Raw genomic sequence first — 24,457 nt, 5'->3', positions numbered from 1 at the left:
AAAACCACTCAAATACTGAGTGGTTTTTTATTCTATTATTTAATGCTAAAACTATAAGCCAAATATAATTACAGCCCCTTTTAAAACTTGATTAAATTCGACCATGACTTCTTTTGTTTCCATGTCTAATAGCTGCATGAAATCATAGTATTTGTCATCGTTATTATCATATAATGCTTGTACTTTTTTCTGAAGAGCTTGTCCTTTTTTTGTTGCTTCGTAAGCAGCTTTCGTTTTACTTCTATACTGAGCAATTTTATCTAATAAACTAGTTATTTCAGCTTTGTAAGTTTTCATCTTACTTACAATTTTTTTTTCATCTGCGTTAAGTTTTTTAGGTTTTCTTTCTACTGCATATGGGTCATATATATCAATATTGCTATTATAAAAATCAGTACCAGAACCATCTACACTTTTAAAAAAATTATAAGTAGAATATCTTGAATAATTTTTGTCCCCTTCTAACACTTGGTCTTCATAAGTTCCATCATTTACATTATAAGAGTATGAAACCTTTATTTTTCCAGCTAAAAAATATTCTCCTTTAATATTTGTATTGTCTCCTAAATACATAAGTTTTTTGAATGTTAAACTTTTTTTAGGTACTTTGTTTAAAAGGTCTTTTTCGTTTAAATCCTTAATCACCAAATTAGTCCCTTCTAATTCTTTTAATACTTTTTTACTTTCTTCTAGTAAGTTTGGACTATTAATATCAATACCTTCAAAGTGTACTGTCCCAGACCATTTAGATTTTAATCCACTAAAGTACGGTTGATATTTAGTTAAAATTTCAATTCTTTGAGCGCTAAGAGACTTTCTAAGTTTCCTTCCTTCTTTACCTTTTACATTTTCAGATTCACTTAATTTTTTTGAAATAACTTCATAATCCTCAATAAACTCTTTCACTGCATCGTTATAAAACCCATCATACATTGGATTTTTTACTTCAGCTTCATAATCTGGCACAAACCATGTTCCTTCTCTTACGGTATAAATGCTATATCTACTTATATCACGAAATTTGAATGTTTCTTGACTGAAAGAAAGCATACAATTTAGTATAGCTAGTACTATTAAAAAATTTGTTTTTCTCATCTTTAAATCTTCTAATTTATTTTAACATAAGTTTCTTCAACTAATACTCCACCATCATCAAAGCTAATTTTTAATGTCGTATCATTTAATTCTACTATTTGATATACATCTGTTGATGAATCGTCAAAATTCAATGTTAGAGAAGATTCAGATAATTCAAACTCGCCATTATCAAAGTCTTCATCGCAGTAATCGTCAAAATATCTTTCCGTAAAAGAGTTATCTTCATTAAAGACATATTGTTCTCTTTCATTATTGCAAATAATTTGAGTTTCACTGTCAACGCCATCATGGGTAACATTGCTTTCTTCCCATGTACCTTTTAATAGGTCTAATTGTGTAGTAGTAGGTTCTGTTCTTTGTTCTGAAGAATCATCACTAGAGCATGAGGATATAAATAGACTTGTTGCTAATAATGATGAATAAAAAATAATTCGGGTGTTTTTCATTGTATTTAGATTGATTAATATTTGAAAATCACTAAAGATATTTCAGAAGCTTCTGAAAGCTTTACGGTTTTCCTTAATGACTGTAATTTTCTTACAAATGTAAAACAAAAAAGGTTGTAAACAACCTGTTATTTGCAATTGGTTGATAATACCTAATTGTTCTCAAATTTGAATATGACCAAAAGAGAACGTAAAAACGAGGTTTCCTTGTTTTGTATTGAACTAGGAAAACACCTAAGAACTTTGAGAAAAGAAAGAGGTTTATCAATTGAAGAAATTGCTTTCAAAGCCGAAATTGATGCTCAGAACCTAAGAAAATATGAATTAGGAAGGCAAGAGATGAAGATTTCTATGTTAAAACGTATAGCAACTGCTTTTGATTTAACCACTTCAGAATTGTTAGTTTTTGATAAAAAACCTTAACCAATATTTTTTTACTTAAAAATCTCCTTTTAAGTAATAAATTATATCTTTAACTCTCCCTTAATTTTTTTATAGCTATGTTATTTCTATTAAGTAAATGACATAGTTAAACTCGTGAATAAACTAAAATATTTTATGTCAAAAAATAAGTTAACATTAACTACATTAGAATTTTGATTGGGGGATTCTGCCAACATATTAATTTGAAGAAGTAGTTGAAACCATTATGTAAAGAGAGGGCTACTATAGAGAAGAAGCCAAGGATGACACTTATTTTCAGTTACCAGAAGAATCAAGACGGGAAACGATAACAAAACATATTGAAAATATTGATTTTGAATATATAAAGAACTGGATGATAAAAGTAAAAGAACTATGTTGTTAAAATAAGTATAGAGAAAATGCAGTATAGAAAAAAAATTGTTGAAATTTTAAGAAATAGAGACACATCTCTACCACAGAAAATTGACCAAATTAAGCATAACGTAAATTCAGGTCAATTTAAAGAAGCTCTTTCACTTCATTCTTTATTCAAAAACTTTTTGCACAAAACCCCCTATTTTAATTCAATTGAGGATATACATCTGAAAGAACCGTTTAATTTTTCTCAAAACTTAAAGATTGAGTTTAGATGGCTAACTAATATTTTAGAAGATTATTTCTCAGAAATTAATGATTTCATGAAATTGAAAAATAATTTCGAGACATTATTAATGTTGGATAATTATGATGAAGCGAGATTAATAGTTTTAGAAATAGAAGACAAATTTGGAATTAGCCTATGGAGCATTGAGGCTCATTTATTTGTGGAAGATAATATAAATGGGACTGAAGCTAATTGGAATTTACTAAGTGACTACCTTACTAAGATTAAAACTCCTCTTTATGAATTCATTATTAATTCAAGTAGTAAAAGAGTTGAATCTAAAATGAGTTTTGAGAGCTTTTTAAATCATTTTCAAAATGACATAGACACCATCAATGCAGATGGAGTTATTGAAGATTTTTTGGTGTTCAAAAATTTTAATTACCCCAATTACGATTATTCTTATAAAAATTTAGAAAGCGTTTACTATGTAGCAAACACACTTTCTATAGTAGACCAATATTTGATTTTAATTGATGCTATAATATATAACACTAATAAAATCAATAAGCATGATAGGTTCTATCAAGTCTTTCTTAAAAAAGCTAAAAAAATTATTCATAACGACAGTAGATTAATAAATCTTTATAATTTATTAAATATTAAGGATGACTACGATACAGCCAATGATAATGAATTGTTTTTTAATTGTTCCAACTCTTACTATAAGGGGTTGTTTAAAAAAACACTTAAGTTTTCGTTAGAAGGGTTAAAAGAAAACCCTTTAGAATTTGAATATTACGAATTTTATTGTAAATCTTTAATTAATTTAGAGTCTGATTTTATTAAAACAGGCATCAGTAGAGCTATCGATAAAATTCTTTTTAGTGTATTTCAGGTATTTAGTTTCAAAAATGATGAACAAGAGCATTTTGATTTCTTATTAACTACAGCGTTAAGATATATGAATACAAGTTTTGGAAAACAAGTATTCAGTTTAATATCTGAAATTGAAGCAAATTTAGAAAAACACTACATAAGAGGCTTGTTTTCTTCTAGCTACACAACTAGCAAGTTTCTTTTCTTTCATAATACGAGAGAATGTATTATAAAAAATCTTACCCCTGTTAGAAACAATTTTTCTTTTCAAGTTGCTGAATACAAATTAGGTCTAACAACAAATCTAAAAAAACCAATTTCTAAAGATTATAGACAAAACAAAACTTTTGAAGCTATAAGATATTATAATAAAAAGGAATATCCTGAAGTAATAGAATTGTTAGAAAATGACTCAAAACTTGATACAATCAATTATTACAGAGAAAGAAAAATAAGTTTATTATTCCACTCTTACCTTCATCAAAATTTACTATCCAAAGCATTAAAATTATATGGACTTGTTTTTTTTGATGAGAATTTTAGTTCAAGGAAAATTAACACATCCCTTTTATTTAATAAAATTAAAGAGTGTAAAAACAAGCAAGGTTTTGAGGTGCATATTGAGTTTCCTATCGTTATGTCATTACACAGTAAAGAGTTTGACCTATATGAAGCTTATGATGATTTTTTATTCGCAAATAATATTGAAGACCTAAAAAATTTAGATATTGATTCTTTTGTTCATCGCTTTGGTTTAAGTAAGACTATTTATTTCCTTGAAAATGTATCAACCATTGACACAATTAAATATTCCTCAGATTATGGTTCTATTAGTGAAGTCGAAGAAGATAGGGTAATGATTCTTAATATTCTAATAAAATTAAATAATGATTCAAAAACCGAATATGAAAAAGAAATAAATGAGATATTAAGAACCAATTCAGTTAGAAAAGTTTTAAAAGAGGTAGATGAAGGTAGACTGTATATTGATGTAGACAATCTTAAAAAAAAACAAATTAAAAAGTTTAAGGATGATTTTAAAAGATTTAAAGAAATAGAACAATCTTCATCAGCGCAAAAATTAATTAGTTTTAATCCATCTAACAAGCAAAACTGGGATGAATTACTATCTATTAGTTCATCAAAAATTGACTCATATAATTCCGCAGAATATTTGGCTTTTAAAAATATTTATTTAGAATCTAGAGAGAATTTTTTATTTAGTAAAGAGCATGGTTTAGACAGCTGCTTAAGCACCAGAATTCGACACGGTGCTTTGAAAAACCATATCCGAAGTGTTTTTGAGAAACTTAATTTGGTAACATCAAAACTTAATAATGAATATAAGGATAATGATGTATGGGCGCAACAACTCAGTGGTTATTTCGTAGAAAATATTAGAGTACAAAAAGCTCTAAAGAAATTCTCATCTGAAATTGACGAATATATTATTTTCATAGTAGATAAACTAATCCAGATTAAAACAGAAAAGACAAAAGAAAAGGATTATGGTATTTTTGGGTTTTTCACAAATGATGATATATTATATGATTTTTTTGAAAGAAATAGAGAAAAATTTGATACTACTGAAACTATTATAGATATGTTGCTTACAAATTTAGTTGAGCACACTCTTATATCATTACAGAAAAAAATAGTAAATAAATTTAAAGGTGATATTAGGACTAATTTTCAAGAAATTATTGATAATTGTATAGAAGAAGTACGAGAATTTAATTTAACTTCAGATTGTGAACTTATACCTAATTTAATTAAATCTGGCACTGAAATACAAAAAGAGTTAGAGGTTATATCAGACTGGTTTTATTTAAACACTACAAACTCTACATCACTTCTCAGTATAGATACTGTAATTGAAGCCAGTATTGTTCTTACTAATCGAATTAATCCTAATTTTCTCATAAAACCTACTATTCAAAATAATATAGCTCCTTTTGGTGTTTATTCAAGTACAATATTTGTTTTTAATATATTATTAAATAATATCATTTCTCATTCTAAACTGACACCTAACGAGGTTAAGATTCATATTAGTATCGATTTACATCTTGATAAATATGTAAAAATTGCATTTTGTAATAATTTAAAGGAAAATGAAGATTATTCTGAAAACAGAAAAAGACTTGAAGAAGTAAAGCAAAATTGGAACGACCATTCCAATATTGATAGGTCAAATAAAGAGGATAAAAGTGGTTTTGATAAAATTAAAAGGATTCTAATTTATGAAACCTCTGCTAAAACAGACATGTTTGACTTTTCATTTTCCGAAAATAACTTAACAGTTGAATTATTTTTTCCTTTTGTAAAATTAAATGAAGATGAATAAAGTATTAATTATTGAGGATGATATAACTAAAATTGCTCGTCTAAAAGAATTTTTTAGTAGTGACTCTATTACTTTAAAAGAATCCTATCAAAGTGGTGTATCCGAGTTAAAGAAAAATTTCAGAGAATATGATTTTCTGATTTTAGATATGACTATACCTTTGTGGGGGAAGGGTAATAATGATTTGGGGGGAAATTATGAACAATTTGGAGGAGAGAAAGTTCTAAGAGAAATGAAACGAAAAAATTTATTCCTACCTACTATTCTCTTTACAATGTTTGATGTATTTCCAACTAATGATGGAGCATTGACATTTAAAGAATTGAATCAAAAATATAACAAGGAATTTGAAGAATTTTATATTGGAGCAGTTCTTTTTAAGACTAATGAAGATAATTGGATTGAGAAACTAGATAAATTGATAATCGAAATAAAAAAATGAGTTTTATAAGTATACTCATAGTTGATGATGACTTAAAAAAAATCACATCGATTATAAATGCAATAAAAGAAACAATTTCAGAAACTTTATCTATAAATCAAGCATCTTGCGTTCAAGAAGCAATTGAGTATTTACAAAGAAAAGAATTTCATCTTTTAATTACAGACTTAAAAATGCCTATTAAACATGATGATTCTCCTGATGATTCAGGCGGAGAATCATTAGTTAGAAGTTTATACAGAAGAAAAACTAAGGCAAATGTTCCAATGTATATTATAGGTTTAACTCAGTTCATTGAGTTAAAAAAAGATTTAAAAAATGTTTGGAATGTTTGGTATTATGATGCTAGTGAAGAAAAATGGAAAGAAAGTTTAAGAGATTTAATATTTCATATAAGTCTTGTTAAATCTCGAATAAATGTTGAAAAAATAGAAACCTTATTTGTAGAGGGAACAACTGATAAGAAAATAATTAAGTCTACTATTTCTAAGTTTTACCCTAAAAAAGAGAAGTTATTATTCATTGATACTTTAAAGTTTGGAGGAGGAGCTTCTTGGGTTGAGAGACAGTTATTTATTTGGGGGAAACAATTAGCCATAAAAACAAATGATAATAAATATTTAAAAGCAATCGGTTTATTTGATGATGATAAAGCAGGGAAAGATTCGATTGAAAAACTTAGAAATCTTATCGATATAAACTCAGCTGAATCTAAAACATTTATTATTAGAAAATGTAGTGCTAAATATTCTCCTATATTAAAATCTATTAAAAAAAAGGGAATTACTTTTTCTACTGTAATTGAAGATTTGCTTTCTGAATTCTTTTGGAAACAAGCTAAAAAGAATGAATGGTTAGAAAAAAGAGATTTAACTAATATAGTAATTGATGATGCAAAAATAAGTTTATCGATTAAAAGTGATTTTACCGAAGATAGGTTAGAAAAATTTGGGTTTACTAAATTGGAAGCACTTATTATTTTATATAAAATTGGTGATGATTATAAAAAACCTTTTGCTAAATTGATTATGGAATCTGATAAGGAATTACTCATGCCAATTAAATATCTCGTAGATGATTTTTTTGAATCATTAAGTTTATAATGTTAAAAATTTAAATCAAAAATTAACAGCTCTTCTGGGACATAATAACTAGCTGAATACTTTAGTTCTTCACCTGTTTTTCTAAACTCACTAAAAGCTTTGTTATACCACAATGGGTCATTTGGTTTGTTTGAATAATCATCAAATAACTTTACATCAAAATAGTGATTATCCTCAGTCCATGGTTCTATTCCGTAAATTCCGAAATTCATCTTTTCAATTCTCTCTAGAACAGTTTTAAAATCAGTTTCAGAGAAATATGCTATTGTCGGAGCATCCCAACCTGTATTCAAATTTGTAAGTCCTTCAAAAATTTGTTTTTCTAAAATCTTATTTTTCAAACTCTGGTTCATTAATTCTTTCTTTAATTAATAAATACTTCACGACCGAATGCCAATCTTTGAAGTTCTCTTGTCCAAAATGGATATGTTCGCCTGAAAAACGGTCAACCCCATTTGCGAGCCTATCGTCAATAATGTAATCGCCATGGTTCAAATGTTTGTTATGAGATAAAATCAATCTTTTATAGGCTAATTCAGGTAAATATTTTTTTACCCATGATACTTTTTCAGATGCTGCGGTTGGGTTATCCCAAGGACTAGTGGAAAGTATGTATACATCAAAATGTTTTGAAAGTATTTCAAAGGAATTTATTGAATCTTTCATCGGCTTCATAAGAGAAAAAATTCCCTCTATTTCATCCATGTTATCTTTATATTTCTCTTTTATACTATTGTCTAAAAAAGGGAATGCAGAACGGAAGTCTACCAATACATTGTCCATGTCAATGTATAGGATTTTTTTGTTTGTTTTACTCAAATATTTATATGTTATTATTTACACTTAAATATATGAAAAACCCGATAAACATTATACCAAACTATCCATTTTAATTTTGGCAATGTCATACCAATTATATAATAGTCACAAAACTCTTTATTAAAAGTTAAACCAGACACTTGCATTACAAATTTTGACCTGTACTTTTAGATTACTAATTAAAGTTCTATCACAGGTCAAAATTTGTAATGTTATTATTTAAAAGTCTAATCTATTCAATATACATAATCACGATAAGATAATTGCCGTAAACATACACTTGTCAGGGAATTATCACTATATTAGTGTTATTATTTAATACAACCTAAATTAATAACATTTATGAGCAATATTGGATACTACCTAAGAACATCTCACTACCTTCAAAACATCGGAACTCAAATTGATAAAATTGAAGATGGTTGGAAGGTGTATGAAGATAAAGGTGTCAGCGGTCGTATCCCATTCCTCGAACGTCCAAGTGGTAAGCGACTTATTGAGGATATTGCAAACGGTAAGATTAATCAAGTGATAGTCCTTCGTATCGACCGTCTTGGAAGAGACCTAGAGGACATACTTAAAACCATTAAAACTATCCATAGCTATAATGTGCCTATCACATCGCAAAATGAGGGTATAACTACTCTTATTGATGGTAAAGAGAGCGTGATGTCTAACTTGCTTATTAATATATTAAGCTCGATTAGTGAGTTCCAATACCACCAGACTAGAGAAAAAACATTAGCAGGAATTGAACGTGCTAAATTAGATGGTAAATATAAAGGACGAAAAATCGGTAGTACAGAAAGTGTTGAGACCTTCTTATCTAAACCAAAAGTTCAAAAGATAATGACCTTACTTAATGAAGATATAGGAATCAGAAAGATTAGTCGAATCGTTGAATGCTCACCTAACTACATATATAAGGTAAAGAATGCCATGACAACTAATCTTTCTGCCTAATTAAATCTGATTAATCTTTACATCCGTTATTGTAGGTTCGAACTCTCGACTGAACCTCTGAATGCTTTTGCTCTTCTTCTTATAAATACTCCAACAATGCGTGTGAGTGAACGTCTTACCTCTAGGTGTTTTATAATTGTTCTCAATCAACCAATCCGATATCTGTTTAAAGTTCCATCCATCTTTCTCATGAAACTTACTTATGATATCAAAAAGTTCTTGCTGATATGGACTGTAAGTTGATGTCCATAGATTAGATGATGATAAACTTACAGACATATTAAGTGAGTATATAGGTTTAATAGGTGCTGAGTGTTGTCCCGTTGGAGAACATTCCGTTACGGTTGAATAAAAAATCAATATACATTCAAGAAAAGCTTCAAAGTTTAAATTATTCAAAAATGACCTTTGGTTTTTAAGAATAATTGATTTTGAAGCTTATTTTTTTCATAAAAACATATTATGCACGCATAATTTTCTTTCACTTTTTTTTAAGATATAGTTAAAAAACGTATATTGCCTGCATAATTTAACTAAATCTAGAAAATGAAAACAACCCTAAAAATTGTAATGTTGTTTTTTTGTGTAGTATCATTTGCACAAACAACAATAACAGGTACAGTGGTAGATGATGTAAGTAATCAACCAATACCTAGCGCCAATGTTATTATAGTCGGTACATCAGAAGGTACAGTAACCGACTTTGATGGAAATTTCTCATTAACAACAGATCAAACACCACCATTTACAATTCAAGTAAGTAGTGTTGGGTTTACAAGTAAGGATGCAGAAATTACTTCAAACAATCAAACAATAAATATCGTTCTAACCGAAGGAACATCTTTAGATGAAGTTGTTATTTCAGCATCAAGAACTCCAGAACGTATTTTTGAATCTCCAGTAACCGTAGAACGTTTTGGTTTAAAAGAAATAAAAAACACAGCTTCTGTAGATTTTTATGATGGTTTAGAAAATTTAAAAGGTGTAGACATTAACACCAATAGTTTAACTTTTAAATCTATAAATACTCGTGGTTTTGCAACATTTGCAAATACTCGTTTCATGCAATTAGTAGACGGAATGGACAACTCTGCTCCTGCCTTAAACTTCCCTTTAGGTAACTTATTAGGTATGACAGAAACAGATGTTCAAAGTGTAGAATTATTACCAGGTGCTTCATCTGCGCTTTACGGTGCAAATGCATTTAACGGTATACTTTTTATGAGAAGTAAAAGCCCATTTGACCATGAAGGAATTAGTGGTTACATAAAAAGAGGTATTACATCTCAAGAAGCAGCTGGAGACAACACTTTAACTGATTTAGGAATAAGAATGGCTCATAAGTTTTCAGATAAATTTGCAGTTAAAGTAAACTTTGGATATTTAAAAGGAACAGATTGGGCAGCTACAAGTGAAAAAGACAAATTAAATAGAGGTCTTACAAGAGCAGATTATGACTATGATGGAATAAATGTTTATGGTGATGAAGTATCTACAAATATTAGAGCCGCTTCTGGTCTTGGAATCATACCTGATGTTACAGTTAGTAGAACAGGTTATAATGAGCGTGACTTAACTAACTATAATGCAGAAAGCGTAAAAGCAGATTGGGGAGTATATTATAGACCAATTAAGGATAGTGATTTTGAAATTGCTTATGTAGGTAAAGTAGGATCTGGTAACACTATTTATCAAGGTGCTAACAGATACAATATTAATAACTTCTTTTTACAGCAACATAAACTAGAAATTAGAGATAAAAATTTCTTTGTAAGAGGTTATGTAACTGAAGATAAAGCGGGAGACTCTTATGATATGGTCTTTACCGGTATTAATATTAACAGATTTTGGAAAAGTGATGCAGATTGGTTTGGAGATTATATAGCTACTTATGCTGGAATAGAGCTAAGTGGTAACCCTTTAGGTTTATCAGAACAACAAAAACATGACGCTGCAAGAGCAGCTGCTGATACAGGAAGATATTTACCTGGAACTCCACAATTTAAAAATGCTTTTAACAAAGTTACAAGAGATCCAGATTTAAGTACAGGATCAAAATTTCAAGATAACTCAAAAATATATCATGCAGATGCGAATTATAACTTTAGCGATATAATTAAATTTGCTGAAATACAAGTAGGAGGATCTTACAGAAAGTATAAGTTAAACTCTTTCGGTACAATTTATACAGATAACGATGGTCCTATAGATTACTCAGAAGTTGGTGTATATACTCAAATCCAGAAGGAATTTGATTTAAGCGAAAGTGTAGAATTAAAAGCAACAGGATCAGTAAGATACGATAAATCAGAACTGTTTGACGGCTTCTTCTCTCCAAGATTATCATTAGGTTTTACAGTTAATAAAGACCACAACATACGTGCGTCAGTACAAACTGGATTCAGAAATCCAACAACTCAAGATTTATATATTGGTTTAGATGTTGGAAGAGCTGTACTAGTTGGAAGTGCTCCTGACAATCCTCAAAGATATGTAGATACTTATGATGTAAGTCCTGCAGGACAAACATTTACTGGTTCTAGTAGCATACAATTCTCAGGTTTAAATGCATACACAAATTCATACCTAGCAAATTCAGTTCAAGATTTTGCAGCTTCAACAAATCCGGCAGACTTAAAAGTTGGAAATTCAAATTTTGCTCAACCAGAACAAGTAACTTCATTTGAATTAGGGTATAGAGGTAAGCTTAATAAAGTGATCTTAGATGTAAGTGCATACTATAACACATACAAAGATTTTTTAGCTAATGAAACAGTAATAGCACCTTTCTATGGAACAGTTGGAGATAATTCATTATCGTTACTAGCTATTCAAAACGGAGATTATCAAGCCTATCAAACTTATACTAATTCAGATGCAAATGTTAATTCTTATGGTGCAGCATTGGGTGTAAACACTAAAGTTCTTGGAGATTTTGATTTAGGATTTAACTATACTTATGCTAAGTTAGACTTTGATACGGAAGCTAATCCTGATTTTAGAACTAATTTTAACACACCAGAACATAAAGTAAAAGCAAGTTTCGGTAATACTGAATTATTTAAAAACTTTGGATTTAATTTAGCTTGGAGATGGAGCGATGCTTATTTCTGGGAAGCTTCTTTTGGTGATGGAGAAATCCCTGCTTACCACACAATTGATGCACAAATAAACTACAGAGTTCCTAGTATTAAATCTACTTTTAAGGCTGGTGCAACAAACATTTTAGGTGATGAATACTTCACAGCATTTGGTACAGGATTTATAGGATCTCAATACTATTTATCTTGGACTATAAATAACTTATAAAATTAATGAAAATGAAAAAATTAAAATATATATGGTTTATCGCTGCTGCTATAAGTTTAACAGCTTGTAGTGATGATGATAATAATACAGAAGAAATGTCAGAACCATTACCAGAATTAAATGCTGGTAGTGCCAACTTTTCAACTTATGTTTCTTTAGGAAACTCATTAACTGCTGGATTTTCTGATGGTGCATTATATAGAATATCTCAAGAAAACTCAATGCCAAATATTTTATCTTCACAATTTTCTTTAGTTGGTGGAGGTAGTTTTACGCAGCCATTAACTAACGATAATACTGGTGGATTATTAGCTGGAGGAAATCAACTTCCAGGATTTGGTCCTAGATTAGTGTTTGATGGTTCTGGACCAGTATCTTTAACAGATCTTAATCCTATGGCTACAATTACTACAGATATTGTGTTAAACAATCCTACCGGACCGTTTAATAATATGGGTGTACCAGGAGCTAAAAGTTTTCATCTATTAGCACCAGGTTATGGAGATTTAAATGGATTATTTACTTCACCTGCTACTGCAAATCCATATTTTGTAAGAATGGCTAGTTCAACAAATACATCTGTAATTGCAGATGCTATGGCTCAATCACCAACGTTTTTCTCATTATGGATAGGAAATAATGATGTACTTGGTTATGCTTTATCTGGTGGTGATGGTTCAGATCCTATTACAGATCAAACAACTTTTGATTTTGCATATTCAACACTAATAAGTACCTTAACTTCAGGAACTTCTCAAGGTGTTGTAGCAAACATTCCTGATGTAACTTCAATACCTCATTTTACAACTGTACCTTACAATCCAGTACCGTTAGATCAAGATACTGCTACTGCTCTTAATCAAGGGTATCTTAATTACAACGCTGGTTTACAATTCGCTTTAGCTAATAATTTATTAACTCAAGAAGAAGTAGATAGAAGAACAATTACTTTCTCAGCTGGAGAAAACAATGCTATGGTGTTAGTAGATGAGAATTTAACAAACTTAACTGGTTTTGGTATACCAAATTATAGACAAGCAACAGCTGCAGACTTATTTGTATTACCTCTATCTTCTTTAATTCCACAAGGTTATGGAACTCAAATCCCACTAGAAGACAGATGGGCATTAACACCTGAAGAGCAGTCAGAAATTGCAACTGCAACAGCAAGTTTTAATGCTACAATAGAATCGGCAGCAAACAATGCAGGTTTAGCTATTGTAGATGCTAATACGTTATTAAATCAGTTAGCTAATGGAGGTATACCTTCAAACGGATACATTTTAACTGCAGATCTTGTAACAGGTGGTGCATTTTCATTAGATGGAGTACATCCAAATTCTAGAGGATATGCATTAATAGCAAATGAGTTTCTTAAGGCAATAGACGCTAAATATGGATCAAATTTTGAAGCGTCTGGTAACCTAGTAGATATTAGCAATTATAATACTACTTATTCTGCAACACTACAATAAGTAAATAAATAATATTAAATAAAAAACACCTTATAACCTAAGGTGTTTTTTTATATTCAAAAAAGAAAAAAAGGACTTTTATTTTAAATAAAAACACCTATCTTTGCACGCGAAAACAGAAGTAGTTTTCATTCAATTAAATACCATAATATTAAATAGATAAGTAATGTCAAAAGTTACAGGTAAAGTTGCACAAATAGTTGGTCCAGTTATCGATGTAGAATTTGGTGCTGGTGCAGAACTTCCAAAAATTTACGATTCATTAGAAATAAATAAAGCTGATGGTTCAAAATTAGTATTAGAAGTACAATCTCATATTGGAGAAGATACAGTTCGTACTATCGCTATGGACTCTTCAGACGGTTTAAGTAGAGGTACTGAAGTTGTTGCTACTGGTGCTCCAATACAAATGCCAATAGGTGGTGATGTTTACGGACGTTTATTTAACGTAATTGGTGACGCTATTGATGGTTTAGGTGATTTACCTAAAGCTGGAGAAGCTGGTTTACCAATTCACAGACAAGCACCTAAATTTGAAGACTTATCAACGTCTACAGAAGTATTATTTACAGGTATTAAAGTAATTGATTTAATTGAGCCTTACGCAAAAGGAGGTAAAATTGGATTATTTGGTGGTGCAGGAGTTGGTAAAACTGTATTAATCCAGGAGTTAATTAATAACATTGCAAAAGGTCACGGTGGACTTTCAGTATTTGCTGGAGTTGGAGAAAGAACTCGTGAAGGAAATGACCTTTTAAGAGAGATGTTAGAGTCTGGAATTATCAAGTATGGTGAAGACTTTATGCACTCTATGGAAGAAGGTGGATGGGATCTTCAAAAAGTAGATAAAACTGCTATGAAAGACTCTAAAGCAACTTTCGTATTTGGACAAATGAATGAACCACCAGGAGCACGTGCACGTGTTGCCTTATCTGGTTTAACAATAGCAGAATATTTCCGTGATGGCGCTGGAGATGGACAAGGAAAAGATGTACTTTTCTTCGTTGATAACATCTTCCGTTTTACACAAGCAGGATCTGAGGTATCTGCACTTTTAGGACGTATGCCTTCTGCGGTAGGTTACCAACCTACATTAGCAACAGAAATGGGTGCAATGCAAGAGCGTATTACTTCTACTAAAAAAGGATCTATTACATCTGTACAAGCGGTATACGTACCTGCGGATGACTTAACGGATCCAGCACCAGCAACAACGTTTGCTCACTTAGATGCTACAACAGTATTATCTCGTAAAATTGCCGAGTTAGGTATTTATCCAGCAGTAGACCCATTAGATTCTACTTCAAGAATTTTAACTGCTGATATCTTAGGAAACGAGCACTACGCTTGTGCGCAAAGAGTAAAAGAATTATTACAACGTTATAAAGAATTACAAGACATTATTGCTATCCTTGGTATGGAAGAATTATCTGAAGAAGATAAGATGGCAGTAGGTAGAGCAAGACGTGTACAACGTTTCTTATCTCAACCATTCCACGTAGCAGAGCAGTTTACAGGTATTCCAGGAGTTTTAGTAGATATTAAAGAAACTATTAAAGGATTTAACATGATTATGGATGGTGAATTAGATCACTTACCAGAAGCAGCGTTTAACCTTAAAGGAACTATCGAAGAAGCTATCGAAGCTGGAGAAAAAATGTTAGCTGAAGCGTAAAATCAGTTAGCTGTATTAAGTATTCAGTCCTTAATGCGACTGCAAACCTTAGACAGTAAACTGCAAACTAGAAAAATATGTATTTAGAAATTGTATCACCAGAAGCTACTTTATTTAGCGGAGAAGTAACTAGTGTTACCGTACCTGGTTTAAACGGAGACTTTGAGATGTTAAACAATCACGCTCCTATTGTCTCTATATTAAAAGAAGGTACTGTTAAAATTACTGGTAATATAGAGTTAGATGAAGCTGTAGAAGATCGCTTTACTAAAGGCGATAAAAATACTACTTTGTTAAGCATTAATTCTGGTACAATAGAAATGAAGGACAATAAAGTAATTGTATTGGCTGATTAAGACTTTACAATTTATTTAATCATAAAAAACGCGAAGCATATGCTTCGCGTTTTTAGTTTATAATTATTATACTTTTTTAATCACGTTGGTAACAATGCCCCAGATTAAAAAGTTATTGTCTTCGGTTATTCTAATTATAGGATAATTAGGATTTTCTGGCTGTAGCCAAACTTCGTCTTTTTCTACACGTAAACGTTTTACGGTAAACTCGCCATCTAAAAAACAAACTGCTATTTTGTTGTTTGTTGGTTCTAAACTACGATCTATAACTAACAAATCGTTGTCTTCTAATCCTGCTCCTATCATAGATTGACCGCTTACGCGTGCATAAAAAGTGGCTTCTTTATTTTTTACTAACTCTTCGTCTAAGGATAATCTATGTTCTTTAAAATCGTCTGCTGGCGATGGAAATCCTGCAGATATACCTGTGTCAAAATAATGTGCAGATGCGTCTAGATTTACATCTGGCGTAAAGAAGGTTAAACTTCCTGATTTGTGCTTAATCATAGGTCTAGTCGTTTAGTTGGCAAATGTGCGCGTTAGGGATTGAGGTATTGTTGAAGCACATCTTTGATTGCGACTACCGAAAGCCCGACCGTTTTGCGGTAACGCCCAAATTGTATGTTGCTTACTTTGTTTCATTTTACTTTACTACGATAATGTCTTTAAAATTTGTTGTATACCGTGGTGATAATCGTTCTTGACGCATCTTCCATGTGCGTTGTAGGTCTTGGTTTGCTAATTTAATCTTATTTGAGTGATATTTTGAATTTATTTTGTCTATTGTTTGCATTAGCGGTTGGTGTTTTGGGTTTTCGTTTTCAAAAATGTTTAATTGATAATTATCTGTTGGTACTAAACCGGTTACCATTACGCCTGCTTTTTTATATTGTATGCCTTTTTTAAATATTTGTATTGCTGTGTTTACTGCTGTATTACTTATAATGAGGGACGAGTTTGTTGCATAGGGTAAATGTACTGCTACACTTTTTGAGTATTGCGGTTGTTCTTTTTTATGCTTATCGCTTTTTAAAAACACAATTATTGTATGACAACTCGAGTGTTGTTTGCGTAGTTTTTCGGCACAGGTTACTGCAAAGGTTGCTACGCGTTCTTTTATGTAATTTATATCTGAATACGTGTAATCAAAACTTCTGGTTGTTGCTATTGCTTTTTTGGGTTGGTTATATTCTTCTAATGTTAATGTTGGTACGCCGTTTAAATCACGATGTAGCCGTGCTTCTACTACAGAAAAATTGGCTTTTACCCAATCTTCTGGTAAATTAGCAAAATCTAATGCTGTTTTACATCCTTTTGTAAGTAAGCGTTTTGATAGCTGTCTACCTATACCCCAAATATCATCTATTTTCAACCATTTTAGGGCTTTTAATCGCTTATATTCTGTATCTATTACGTAAACGCCTTTTGTTTGATTAGGATATTTTCTAGCGATCTTATTAGCGACCTTACTTAACCCTTTTGTGGTTGCTATGCCTACACAGGTTGGTATGCCTGTCCATTTTAAAACACGTTGTCTTATTTGTTGTCCATAATCGTTTAGATTGTAATTTTCAAATCCTTTAAATTGCAAAAAGGATTCGTCTATACTATATACTTCTACATCTGGTGTAAATTGTTTTAATATAGACATAACACGACTACTCATATCGCCATACAATGGATAATTTGAAGATAATACATGTACATTGTGCGCTTTACAATATGTATCCCATTTAAAAATTGGTGCGCCCATTGGTATATTTAACGCTTTACACTCGTCACTACGCGCAATGATACAACCATCATTATTGCTAAGTATAGCAACTGGTTTACCGTTAAGATTTGGGTTAAATACGCGCTCACAAGAGGCATAAAAATTATTACAATCTACTAATGCAAACATATGTGTAAAATTAAACAATATGTTTGAATTTATAATGCATTTTTTATCTTGAAGAATGTTAAAATTTATATTTAAAAATAAATATTTTCTTACAAAGTGTAACAAAACCGATTATATACTCACTAATCTATAGCAAATAGTTAATTGAATATATTTTTATATTGCCTAAAAAGTTCAAACACACTATATTTCATCTTTAAAACTTACACATTATGTTAGATTGGTTTTCTACTTTAGAATGGTTTCCTAAAATATATTGGGCTATAGCTATTATAGCATCATTAAATTTTATAGTATCAATAGTTATGTCTTTAATAGGTGGCGATGCTGACGAATTAAGTGATGTAGATGCTGAAATAGATGGAGACACAGGTATTGGTTTTCAGTTTATAACTTATAAAAATCTAGTTGGATTTTTTACCATATTTGGTTGGTCAGGTATAGCTTGTATAGACGAAGGATTTTCTAAACCAACAACCATAATCATATCTTTAATCTGCGGACTAATTATGATGGCTATTATGGCTGCAATGTTTTACTATATGAGAAAACTTAGTGATAGCGGTACTTTAGACTATAAAAATGCATTAGATCAAATTGGAGAAGTGTATTTAACAGTTGGTGCTAATCGCTCTAAAATAGGAAAAGCACATGTGCGCATACAAGGTGCTTTACGCGAATTGGAAGCGCTAACCGACTCTGAAACAGATCTTAAAACTGGTACCGTAATAAAAGTCACCTCTGTTACTCCTAACGGGATATTAATCATCGAAAAATTAAATAATTAATCAATATGATAACACTAACCACACAAGATGCCTTTAATTTAGGCTTTCCTGCAGCTGTAATAGCCGCAGTACTTTTCATTTTCTTATTCTTAATCGTGCTTATAAAACGTTATAAGCGTTGTCCTTCAGACCGTATTCTTGTGGTATATGGTAAAGTTGGCGGCGGGCAATCGGCAAAATGTATACATGGTGGTGCTGCATTTATCTTACCGGTTATTCAAGATTACGAGTACTTGGATTTAACACCAATTTCTATAGAAGTTAATCTAGTAAATGCGTTATCAAAACAAAATATTCGTGTAAATGTACCTTCACGCTTTACCATTGGTATCTCTACAGAACCAGGTATAATGCAAAATGCAGCAGAACGATTATTAGGTTTAGGTCAAAATGAAATTCAAGAATTAGCACAAGAAATTATCTTTGGTCAATTACGCTTAGTTGTAGCTTCTATGGATATAGAAGAAATTAACAGCGACCGCGATAAATTTTTATCTAATATATCTGAAAGCGTAGAGTCTGAATTAAAGAAAGTTGGTCTTAAACTAATCAACGTAAACATTACAGATATTGTAGACGAGTCTGGCTACATTGAAGCGCTAGGTAAAGAAGCTGCAGCGCATGCAATAAACGCAGCACGTAAATCTGTAGCCGAAAAAAACAGAGATGGATCTATTGGTGAAGCAAATGCTTTACAAGATGAACGCACACAAGTAGCAGCAGCAAACGCAAGAGCTGTAGAAGGAGAAAATACCGCAAAAATATCTGTAGCAAACTCAGATTCATTACGTCGTCAACGTGAAGCAGAAGCAGAACGTGTAGCAATTGCATCAGAAAAAGTACAATCTGCAAAAGCATTAGAAGAATCTTATGCAGCAGAAAAAGAAGCCGAAACAGCAAGAGCAGAAAGAGAACGCTCTTCTCAAATGGCAGATGTTATTGTACCTGCCGAAATTGATAAAAAGAAAGTCGAAATAGACGCAGAAGCTGAAGCAGAACGCATAAGACGTAAAGCAAAAGGTGAAGCAGACGCTATTTTATTTAAAGCACAAGCAGAAGCACAAGGTTTATACGAAGTATTAACAAAACAAGCAGCTGGTCTTGACGAAATTGTTAAAGCAGCCGGAAACAACTCTAAAGACGCAGTATTATTGCTAATTGCCGATAAACTTCCTGAATTAGTAAAAACGCAAGCCGAAGCCATTAAAAACATAAAAATTGATAAAGTTACCGTTTGGGATAGTGGTAATAGTCAAGACGGTAAATCTTCTACTGCAAATTTCTTATCTGGCATGTATAAATCTGTACCGCCATTACAAGATATGTTTAATATGGCTGGTATGGAATTACCAGAATATTTAAAAGGAAAAAATGTAGAAGAAGTAAAAGACACTTCTAATAATGAAACCGATAACAAATAAAACACTAAAGGTTTCGGTTAATATTTAACCGAAACCTTTTTAATTTTCAGTCATGTCAACAACCTTTAAAACTATAGCAAAATTTCAGTATTCTGCAGAGGCGCAGATTATAAAAGGTCGTTTAGAATCTGAAGGTATCGAAGTGTTTTTAAGCGACCACTTGACCATAGATACAGATCCTTTGGTAAGTAATGCTATTGGTGGCGTTAAACTTAAAGTATTAGCTAAAGATGCTTTAAAAGCACAACATATTTTAGAAACTATTAATAAATACTCGGTAGATGATAATGGCAACGCTATACAATGTCCTAATTGTAACAGCAGCAAAGTAGCTATGTTTTCTACTATTAAAGATTTTAAATCTTTTTTTTCTTTTATGGTTGGCTTTTTATTTGGCACACTTCCCTTTTATGCTAAGGATAAATATAGATGTAATGATTGTAAAACTGAATTTGATATAAAAATAAATGAATAAATATACCATTAGTTATATAGAAAAAATACCATTATGGCGAACTATTTTAGGCGTTGCAATAATAGTTTTTACCATCTTTAACTTAGTAACATCAGGAAATATAGCCACAATCGTTCCTTTAGCTTTCAGCTATTTATTATTAAAAACTGAAGGCACAGAGATTGATTTAGAATCAAAAACCTACAGAAAAGTGTTTTCAATTCTTGGTTTTAAAATTGGTAAGTGGCAGTCAATTCCAGACATTGACTACGTTTCTGTTTTTGCAGCAACATTTAACACCAAAGTTTGGGTATCTTCAGCCTCTACAAATATTTCTGAAAGCAAATATGCTATCAATCTATTTTATAATACTAAAAATAAAATTGAAGCGACAACGGTATATCAAGAAAAAGAAGCTTTTGATATTGGCTTACATCTGGCAGATGCACTTGACGCTGACTTATTAGATGCTACTGAAACTGGTGATTTTAAATGGATGAACAAAGATGCCTATCGTGAAAAAGGCGAATTTGTTTACGAATAAACTAAACTTTAACCGCATCAAAAGACTGCTTCAAAATTTTAACTACGGTTTTAATTTCATCTTCATTTAAGTGACCAAAACCTAATCGCATAGCACAAAGTGATTTATTTTGATACAATATGGTTTTTGGTAAAAATAAATTGTTTGCTTTTGCTTTTTCGGCTAATTGAAATAAAGATATACTCGTTTTAAATTCTAACCATATAGCTAATCCACCATCAGGGATTTTCCATGTAGCTATATCTTTAAAATGGATAGTTAAACATTTGGACAAATAATCTCTGCGTTGTTTATAAACCGTAATATTTTTCTTGATTAATCGGTTAATTTCACCTTCTGCAATAAGCTCAGACAACATTTGTTTTTGTATTAAATCGCCTTGTTTGTCTAATAGCTGAAGGTAATTATTAGCTTCTTTAATTACGTTTTGCGGCGCGATTAAAAATCCTATTTGAAAACTAGGAAAAAAAGATTGTCCTAAACGTCCTAGATAGATTACAACGCCTTCACTATCTGCACTTGCCATAGGCAACATTGCCGATCCATTAAATTGAAAATCGTAATCAAAATCGTCTTCAATTATAGCAAAATTATAAGCTTTAGCTAGTTGTAGTAATTTAACACGTCTTTCGGCAGACAACGTTACTGTTGTTGGGTATTGCCTATGCGCACAAACATAAACACATCTAATACTGTTTTTGGTAAAATGCTGTTCTATAAAATCTACATCTATTCCGTTATGATCAACAGGTATGGTAATTAAATTTGCACCAGCTTGCTGAAAAATCATATTTGATTTATAAGGACTTAATTGCGCAACCAATACCACATCGTTTTTTTTAATAAGTAATTGCGATACGATATACAAACTCATCTCTGTACTTCGTGTACTTAAAATATTATGCGGCATTATGTAAAAACCGCGTGTTGCATTTAAATAATTACACAGTTGTTTATTAAATATAGAATAGAATTGATCTTGGATTTGATTCCATTTAGACACTAAAGTTGGACGTTTCATAGACGCACTATACCAACGCGAAAATTGATGCGTTGGATGCAATCTTAAATCCGGTTGCCCATCGTTTAGCACATATGCACATTCAGAATTTTCTTCTGTAGATGCTAAATTAAATGAAGATTGAAATGAAAACCCTGCTGTTTCTGGATACGTTTTTAATTTTTCTAATCCTTGTGTAGCACCTTTAATTGCTGCTGTTTTCTTTTCAGGCATTAAAACAAAAGTCCCTTTATTTGCAACTATATCTACCCAACCTTGTGATGCTAATTCATCATAAACTGCAACTACTGTATTGCGATTTACACCAAGCAATTCGCCAAATTTTCTGGTTCCTGGCAACTTAGTTCCTTCTGTTAAATAACCACGTTGTATAGCATTTATAACTTGCTGTGCAATTTGAATGTACTTGGGCGAAACAGATGTATTATCTAAAGCTGTTAATGTTAATAATATGTCTTCAACCGGACTATTCATTGTTTTAAAACTGGACTAGTTTACTAATCCGGAAAGTTACGAATTTTGCAGCTTCAAAAATCACATTAAAAATTTATTATGAAATTGACTCGTTTTTTTATCGGGCTAAGCGTTTTAACAACAAGTTTACAAGCGCAAGATTTACAAAAAGAACAACAATTAGACTCGGTTGTTATCTCTTCTACCAGAATAGATTTACCGTTTGAAGAAAACTCTAGAACTATCACTGTGATTTCTTCAACAGATATTAAAAATAGTGCTGCTACCAATGTTGCAGATGTGTTACAACAATTTGCTGGTGTAGACATTAGACGTCGTGGAACTGCAGGTAGCCAAGCAGATTTATATATTCGTGGTGGCGGATTTGACCAAACATTATTACTAATTGATGGTATTAAAATGGACGATGCACAAACAGGACATCACACCATGAATGCGGCTTTACCATTAGAAGTGATAGAACGTATAGAGATTATTAAAGGTCCTGCAGCTCGTGTTTTTGGACAAAACGCTTTTACTGGTGCTATAAATATTGTAACTAAAAACAGTTTAAAAAATACGGTATCTGCAAAGTTAGAAGCTGGTAGTTTTGGACAATTTAATGCTGGCGTTACAGTTGGTGCAGATTTAGAAACCTCTTCACATATTGTACATATAGACAAAATGACGTCTGAAGGTTACCGCTATAACACAGATTACGATAACAGCAATTATTTTGTAAAAAGTGTTTTTAATAAGAAGAAAAAAGCAATTGAAATGATTGCAACGTTTCAAGAGCGAAAATTTGGAGCTAATGGATTTTATGCTCGCGAAAGTGCAATAGATCAATACGAAGAAACTCAAAATAGTTTACTAGCATTTTCAACACAATTTAAAACCGAAAATCTTACTATAAAACCACGTGTATATTGGAAGCGTAATCAAGATGAATACATTTACATACGTAACAATCCAACAGTTTATAGAAATTTACACATTACAGATAAAATAGGAACAGAAGTTAACGCGTCTTACACTTCTAACCTTGGTGTTACTGGTTTTGGTGTAGATGTATCTAAAGTGTATATTAGAAGTAATAATTTAGGTAACAGACAACGTTTTATGTCTACGTTATTTTTAGAACATCAGTTTAAATTATTTAATAATGTTGTAGATGTTACACCTGGAGTTGCAGTAACGTATTTTTCAGATTTTAAATTTTATGCGTTTCCTGGTTTAGATCTTGGTGTTAAAGTAACTAACAACCTTAAAGCTTACGGTAATATTGGTTACACTTATAGAATACCAACTTATACAGATTTATTTTACAACGATCCAAGCACAGAAGGAAACGAGAATTTAGAACCAGAAAAAGCTTTTGCTCAAGAAATTGGGTTAAAATATAACTCTTCAAAGTTTTCTGCTTCTGCAGCAGTATATAATAGAGATTCAGAAAATCTTATTGATTTTATAAAACCAACTGTAGATGCACCTAAATTTATAGCGTCTAACATTGCTAAAGTAAACACTAAAGGTTTTGAAGTTGAAGCAAACTATAATTTCAACATTAATAATTACAAGCAAACTTTTGCAGTAGCTTATAACTTTTTAGAAGATAATATTATTGATCAAAATAAAGAGTTATCTCGTTATTCTTTAAATACATTAAAACACCACTTTACATCACGTTTAAGCACTCAATTATTTAAAAATATTACTCAAAATATTGTTTATAAACATGCAGAGCGTACAACTGGTCAAAGTTATAATGTTTGGGATGCATCTTTAGAGGCTAGATTAAAACAATTTACACTAACCGCTACTGCTAGCAATATTTTTAATGCAGAATATATAGAAGCAGGTTTTGTACCAATGCCACCAAGCAATGTGCTTTTTGGACTACGATATAACTTTAACTAATCTATAAGACAGCTAACTATAGTACATTTGGT

21 protein-coding genes are annotated in these 24,457 nt (G+C 31.1%); 14 read left to right on the top strand and 7 right to left on the bottom strand.

Translation table 11 applies throughout. The features are described 5' to 3' along the window. Positions 1-51: 51 nt before the first annotated feature. Entirely contained in the window at positions 52-1,095 is a 1,044-nt protein-coding gene (locus IFB02_RS06585; RefSeq protein ID WP_223878885.1) for a hypothetical protein, read from the bottom strand. 11 nt (positions 1,096-1,106) lie between these two features. Then, entirely contained in the window at positions 1,107-1,544 is a 438-nt protein-coding gene (locus tag IFB02_RS06580) for a lipocalin-like domain-containing protein (protein ID WP_191073140.1), read from the bottom strand. A 174-nt stretch (positions 1,545-1,718) separates the two neighbouring features. On the opposite strand from IFB02_RS06580, the gene IFB02_RS06575 reads away from it, so the two are divergent. The 4 genes from IFB02_RS06575 to IFB02_RS06560 all read left to right on the top strand — a co-directional run bounded on the left by IFB02_RS06575 (position 1,719) and on the right by IFB02_RS06560 (position 7,324). Next, positions 1,719-1,967 (top strand): helix-turn-helix domain-containing protein, encoded by a 249-nt coding sequence (locus IFB02_RS06575; protein WP_191073139.1) that lies wholly within the window; start codon positions 1,719-1,721, stop codon positions 1,965-1,967. A gap of 401 nt (positions 1,968-2,368) precedes the next feature. Continuing rightward, positions 2,369-5,779, top strand: coding sequence for a hypothetical protein (locus IFB02_RS06570; protein WP_191073138.1), 3,411 nt, complete (start codon positions 2,369-2,371; stop codon positions 5,777-5,779). Next, positions 5,772-6,221, top strand: coding sequence for a hypothetical protein (locus IFB02_RS06565; RefSeq protein ID WP_191073137.1), 450 nt, complete (start codon positions 5,772-5,774; stop codon positions 6,219-6,221). Before IFB02_RS06570 ends, IFB02_RS06565 begins: the two co-directional genes overlap by 8 nt. Then, the gene (locus IFB02_RS06560) at positions 6,218-7,324 is read left to right on the top strand and encodes a response regulator (RefSeq protein WP_191073136.1); all 1,107 of its coding nucleotides are present in this window, start codon (positions 6,218-6,220) and stop codon (positions 7,322-7,324) included. The genes IFB02_RS06565 and IFB02_RS06560 overlap by 4 nt, the downstream gene beginning before the upstream one ends. A 2-nt stretch (positions 7,325-7,326) precedes the next feature. Here the strand turns inward: IFB02_RS06560 and IFB02_RS06555 are convergent, their stop codons facing one another. After that, positions 7,327-7,677 carry a hypothetical protein gene (locus tag IFB02_RS06555; protein WP_191073135.1) on the bottom strand — a complete coding sequence of 117 codons (351 nt, stop codon included), beginning with the start codon at positions 7,675-7,677 and terminating at the stop codon, positions 7,327-7,329. Continuing rightward, positions 7,655-8,143 carry a 5' nucleotidase, NT5C type gene (locus IFB02_RS06550; RefSeq protein ID WP_223878884.1) on the bottom strand — a complete coding sequence of 163 codons (489 nt, stop codon included), beginning with the start codon at positions 8,141-8,143 and terminating at the stop codon, positions 7,655-7,657. Before IFB02_RS06550 ends, IFB02_RS06555 begins: the two co-directional genes overlap by 23 nt. A gap of 342 nt (positions 8,144-8,485) precedes the next feature. Between IFB02_RS06550 and IFB02_RS06545 the strand changes: the two genes are divergently transcribed. From IFB02_RS06545 to IFB02_RS06525, 5 genes are all read left to right on the top strand, one after another. Next, the gene (locus IFB02_RS06545) at positions 8,486-9,106 is read left to right on the top strand and encodes a recombinase family protein (protein ID WP_191073134.1); all 621 of its coding nucleotides are present in this window, start codon (positions 8,486-8,488) and stop codon (positions 9,104-9,106) included. Positions 9,107-9,652: 546 nt separating this feature from the next. Continuing rightward, entirely contained in the window at positions 9,653-12,415 is a 2,763-nt protein-coding gene (locus IFB02_RS06540) for a TonB-dependent receptor (protein ID WP_106687519.1), read from the top strand. Positions 12,416-12,426: 11 nt separating this feature from the next. Continuing rightward, positions 12,427-13,890 (top strand): SGNH/GDSL hydrolase family protein, encoded by a 1,464-nt coding sequence (locus tag IFB02_RS06535; protein ID WP_106687606.1) that lies wholly within the window; start codon positions 12,427-12,429, stop codon positions 13,888-13,890. A gap of 166 nt (positions 13,891-14,056) precedes the next feature. Next, on the top strand, positions 14,057-15,565 hold the full coding sequence (atpD, locus tag IFB02_RS06530) for a F0F1 ATP synthase subunit beta (protein ID WP_106687520.1): 1,509 nt from the start codon (positions 14,057-14,059) through the stop codon (positions 15,563-15,565). Positions 15,566-15,642: 77 nt separating this feature from the next. Continuing rightward, on the top strand, positions 15,643-15,921 hold the full coding sequence (locus tag IFB02_RS06525) for a F0F1 ATP synthase subunit epsilon (protein ID WP_106687521.1): 279 nt from the start codon (positions 15,643-15,645) through the stop codon (positions 15,919-15,921). 66 nt (positions 15,922-15,987) lie between these two features. Here IFB02_RS06525 and IFB02_RS06520 read toward each other — a convergent pair whose 3' ends face one another. Both IFB02_RS06520 and IFB02_RS06515 read right to left on the bottom strand, forming a co-directional pair. Beyond that, positions 15,988-16,428 (bottom strand): LexA family protein, encoded by a 441-nt coding sequence (locus tag IFB02_RS06520; protein WP_106687522.1) that lies wholly within the window; start codon positions 16,426-16,428, stop codon positions 15,988-15,990. A 136-nt stretch (positions 16,429-16,564) separates the two neighbouring features. Next, complete coding sequence (locus IFB02_RS06515; RefSeq protein WP_191073133.1) at positions 16,565-17,824, bottom strand: Y-family DNA polymerase; 1,260 nt, start codon at positions 17,822-17,824, stop codon at positions 16,565-16,567. 212 nt (positions 17,825-18,036) lie between these two features. On the opposite strand from IFB02_RS06515, the gene IFB02_RS06510 reads away from it, so the two are divergent. Genes IFB02_RS06510 through IFB02_RS06495 form a run of 4 tightly spaced genes read left to right on the top strand, consistent with a single transcriptional unit; the run spans position 18,037 to position 21,031 of the window. Then, positions 18,037-18,612, top strand: a complete 576-nt coding sequence (locus IFB02_RS06510) for a hypothetical protein (protein WP_191073132.1) — start codon at positions 18,037-18,039, stop codon at positions 18,610-18,612. A gap of 5 nt (positions 18,613-18,617) precedes the next feature. Continuing rightward, positions 18,618-20,033, top strand: coding sequence for a flotillin family protein (locus tag IFB02_RS06505; protein WP_106687525.1), 1,416 nt, complete (start codon positions 18,618-18,620; stop codon positions 20,031-20,033). Between the two features lie 52 nt (positions 20,034-20,085). Beyond that, positions 20,086-20,508 carry a putative signal transducing protein gene (locus IFB02_RS06500; RefSeq protein WP_191073131.1) on the top strand — a complete coding sequence of 141 codons (423 nt, stop codon included), beginning with the start codon at positions 20,086-20,088 and terminating at the stop codon, positions 20,506-20,508. Continuing rightward, entirely contained in the window at positions 20,501-21,031 is a 531-nt protein-coding gene (locus IFB02_RS06495; protein WP_191073130.1) for a hypothetical protein, read from the top strand. The genes IFB02_RS06500 and IFB02_RS06495 overlap by 8 nt, the downstream gene beginning before the upstream one ends. Before the next feature lies 1 nt (position 21,032). On the opposite strand, the gene IFB02_RS06490 is transcribed toward IFB02_RS06495, so the two are convergent. After that, positions 21,033-22,526, bottom strand: a complete 1,494-nt coding sequence (locus IFB02_RS06490) for an aminotransferase-like domain-containing protein (RefSeq protein WP_191073129.1) — start codon at positions 22,524-22,526, stop codon at positions 21,033-21,035. 78 nt (positions 22,527-22,604) lie between these two features. On the opposite strand from IFB02_RS06490, the gene IFB02_RS06485 reads away from it, so the two are divergent. After that, positions 22,605-24,425 carry a TonB-dependent receptor plug domain-containing protein gene (locus tag IFB02_RS06485; protein ID WP_191073128.1) on the top strand — a complete coding sequence of 607 codons (1,821 nt, stop codon included), beginning with the start codon at positions 22,605-22,607 and terminating at the stop codon, positions 24,423-24,425. The last annotated feature ends 32 nt before the right edge of the window (positions 24,426-24,457 follow it).

Source organism: Mesoflavibacter profundi (genome assembly GCF_014764305.1).
Lineage (GTDB): Bacteria > Bacteroidota > Bacteroidia > Flavobacteriales > Flavobacteriaceae > Mesoflavibacter > Mesoflavibacter profundi.
This window is presented reverse-complemented; position numbering and strand designations above follow the sequence as displayed.

Coding starts and splice junctions, on each gene's coding strand:
- IFB02_RS06565 (WP_191073137.1), top strand. CDS start 5,772: ATGAATAAAGTATTAATTATTGAGGATGATATAACTAAAATTGCTCGT.
- atpD (WP_106687520.1), top strand. CDS start 14,057: ATGTCAAAAGTTACAGGTAAAGTTGCACAAATAGTTGGTCCAGTTATC.
- IFB02_RS06525 (WP_106687521.1), top strand. CDS start 15,643: ATGTATTTAGAAATTGTATCACCAGAAGCTACTTTATTTAGCGGAGAA.
- IFB02_RS06505 (WP_106687525.1), top strand. CDS start 18,618: ATGATAACACTAACCACACAAGATGCCTTTAATTTAGGCTTTCCTGCA.
- IFB02_RS06515 (WP_191073133.1), bottom strand. CDS start 17,824: ATGTTTGCATTAGTAGATTGTAATAATTTTTATGCCTCTTGTGAGCGC.
- IFB02_RS06585 (WP_223878885.1), bottom strand. CDS start 1,095: ATGAGAAAAACAAATTTTTTAATAGTACTAGCTATACTAAATTGTATG.
- IFB02_RS06485 (WP_191073128.1), top strand. CDS start 22,605: ATGAAATTGACTCGTTTTTTTATCGGGCTAAGCGTTTTAACAACAAGT.
- IFB02_RS06545 (WP_191073134.1), top strand. CDS start 8,486: ATGAGCAATATTGGATACTACCTAAGAACATCTCACTACCTTCAAAAC.
- IFB02_RS06535 (WP_106687606.1), top strand. CDS start 12,427: ATGAAAAAATTAAAATATATATGGTTTATCGCTGCTGCTATAAGTTTA.
- IFB02_RS06490 (WP_191073129.1), bottom strand. CDS start 22,526: ATGAATAGTCCGGTTGAAGACATATTATTAACATTAACAGCTTTAGAT.
- IFB02_RS06555 (WP_191073135.1), bottom strand. CDS start 7,677: ATGAACCAGAGTTTGAAAAATAAGATTTTAGAAAAACAAATTTTTGAA.
- IFB02_RS06560 (WP_191073136.1), top strand. CDS start 6,218: ATGAGTTTTATAAGTATACTCATAGTTGATGATGACTTAAAAAAAATC.
- IFB02_RS06570 (WP_191073138.1), top strand. CDS start 2,369: ATGCAGTATAGAAAAAAAATTGTTGAAATTTTAAGAAATAGAGACACA.
- IFB02_RS06500 (WP_191073131.1), top strand. CDS start 20,086: ATGTCAACAACCTTTAAAACTATAGCAAAATTTCAGTATTCTGCAGAG.
- IFB02_RS06540 (WP_106687519.1), top strand. CDS start 9,653: ATGAAAACAACCCTAAAAATTGTAATGTTGTTTTTTTGTGTAGTATCA.
- IFB02_RS06575 (WP_191073139.1), top strand. CDS start 1,719: ATGACCAAAAGAGAACGTAAAAACGAGGTTTCCTTGTTTTGTATTGAA.
- IFB02_RS06520 (WP_106687522.1), bottom strand. CDS start 16,428: ATGATTAAGCACAAATCAGGAAGTTTAACCTTCTTTACGCCAGATGTA.
- IFB02_RS06495 (WP_191073130.1), top strand. CDS start 20,501: ATGAATAAATATACCATTAGTTATATAGAAAAAATACCATTATGGCGA.
- IFB02_RS06580 (WP_191073140.1), bottom strand. CDS start 1,544: ATGAAAAACACCCGAATTATTTTTTATTCATCATTATTAGCAACAAGT.
- IFB02_RS06510 (WP_191073132.1), top strand. CDS start 18,037: ATGTTAGATTGGTTTTCTACTTTAGAATGGTTTCCTAAAATATATTGG.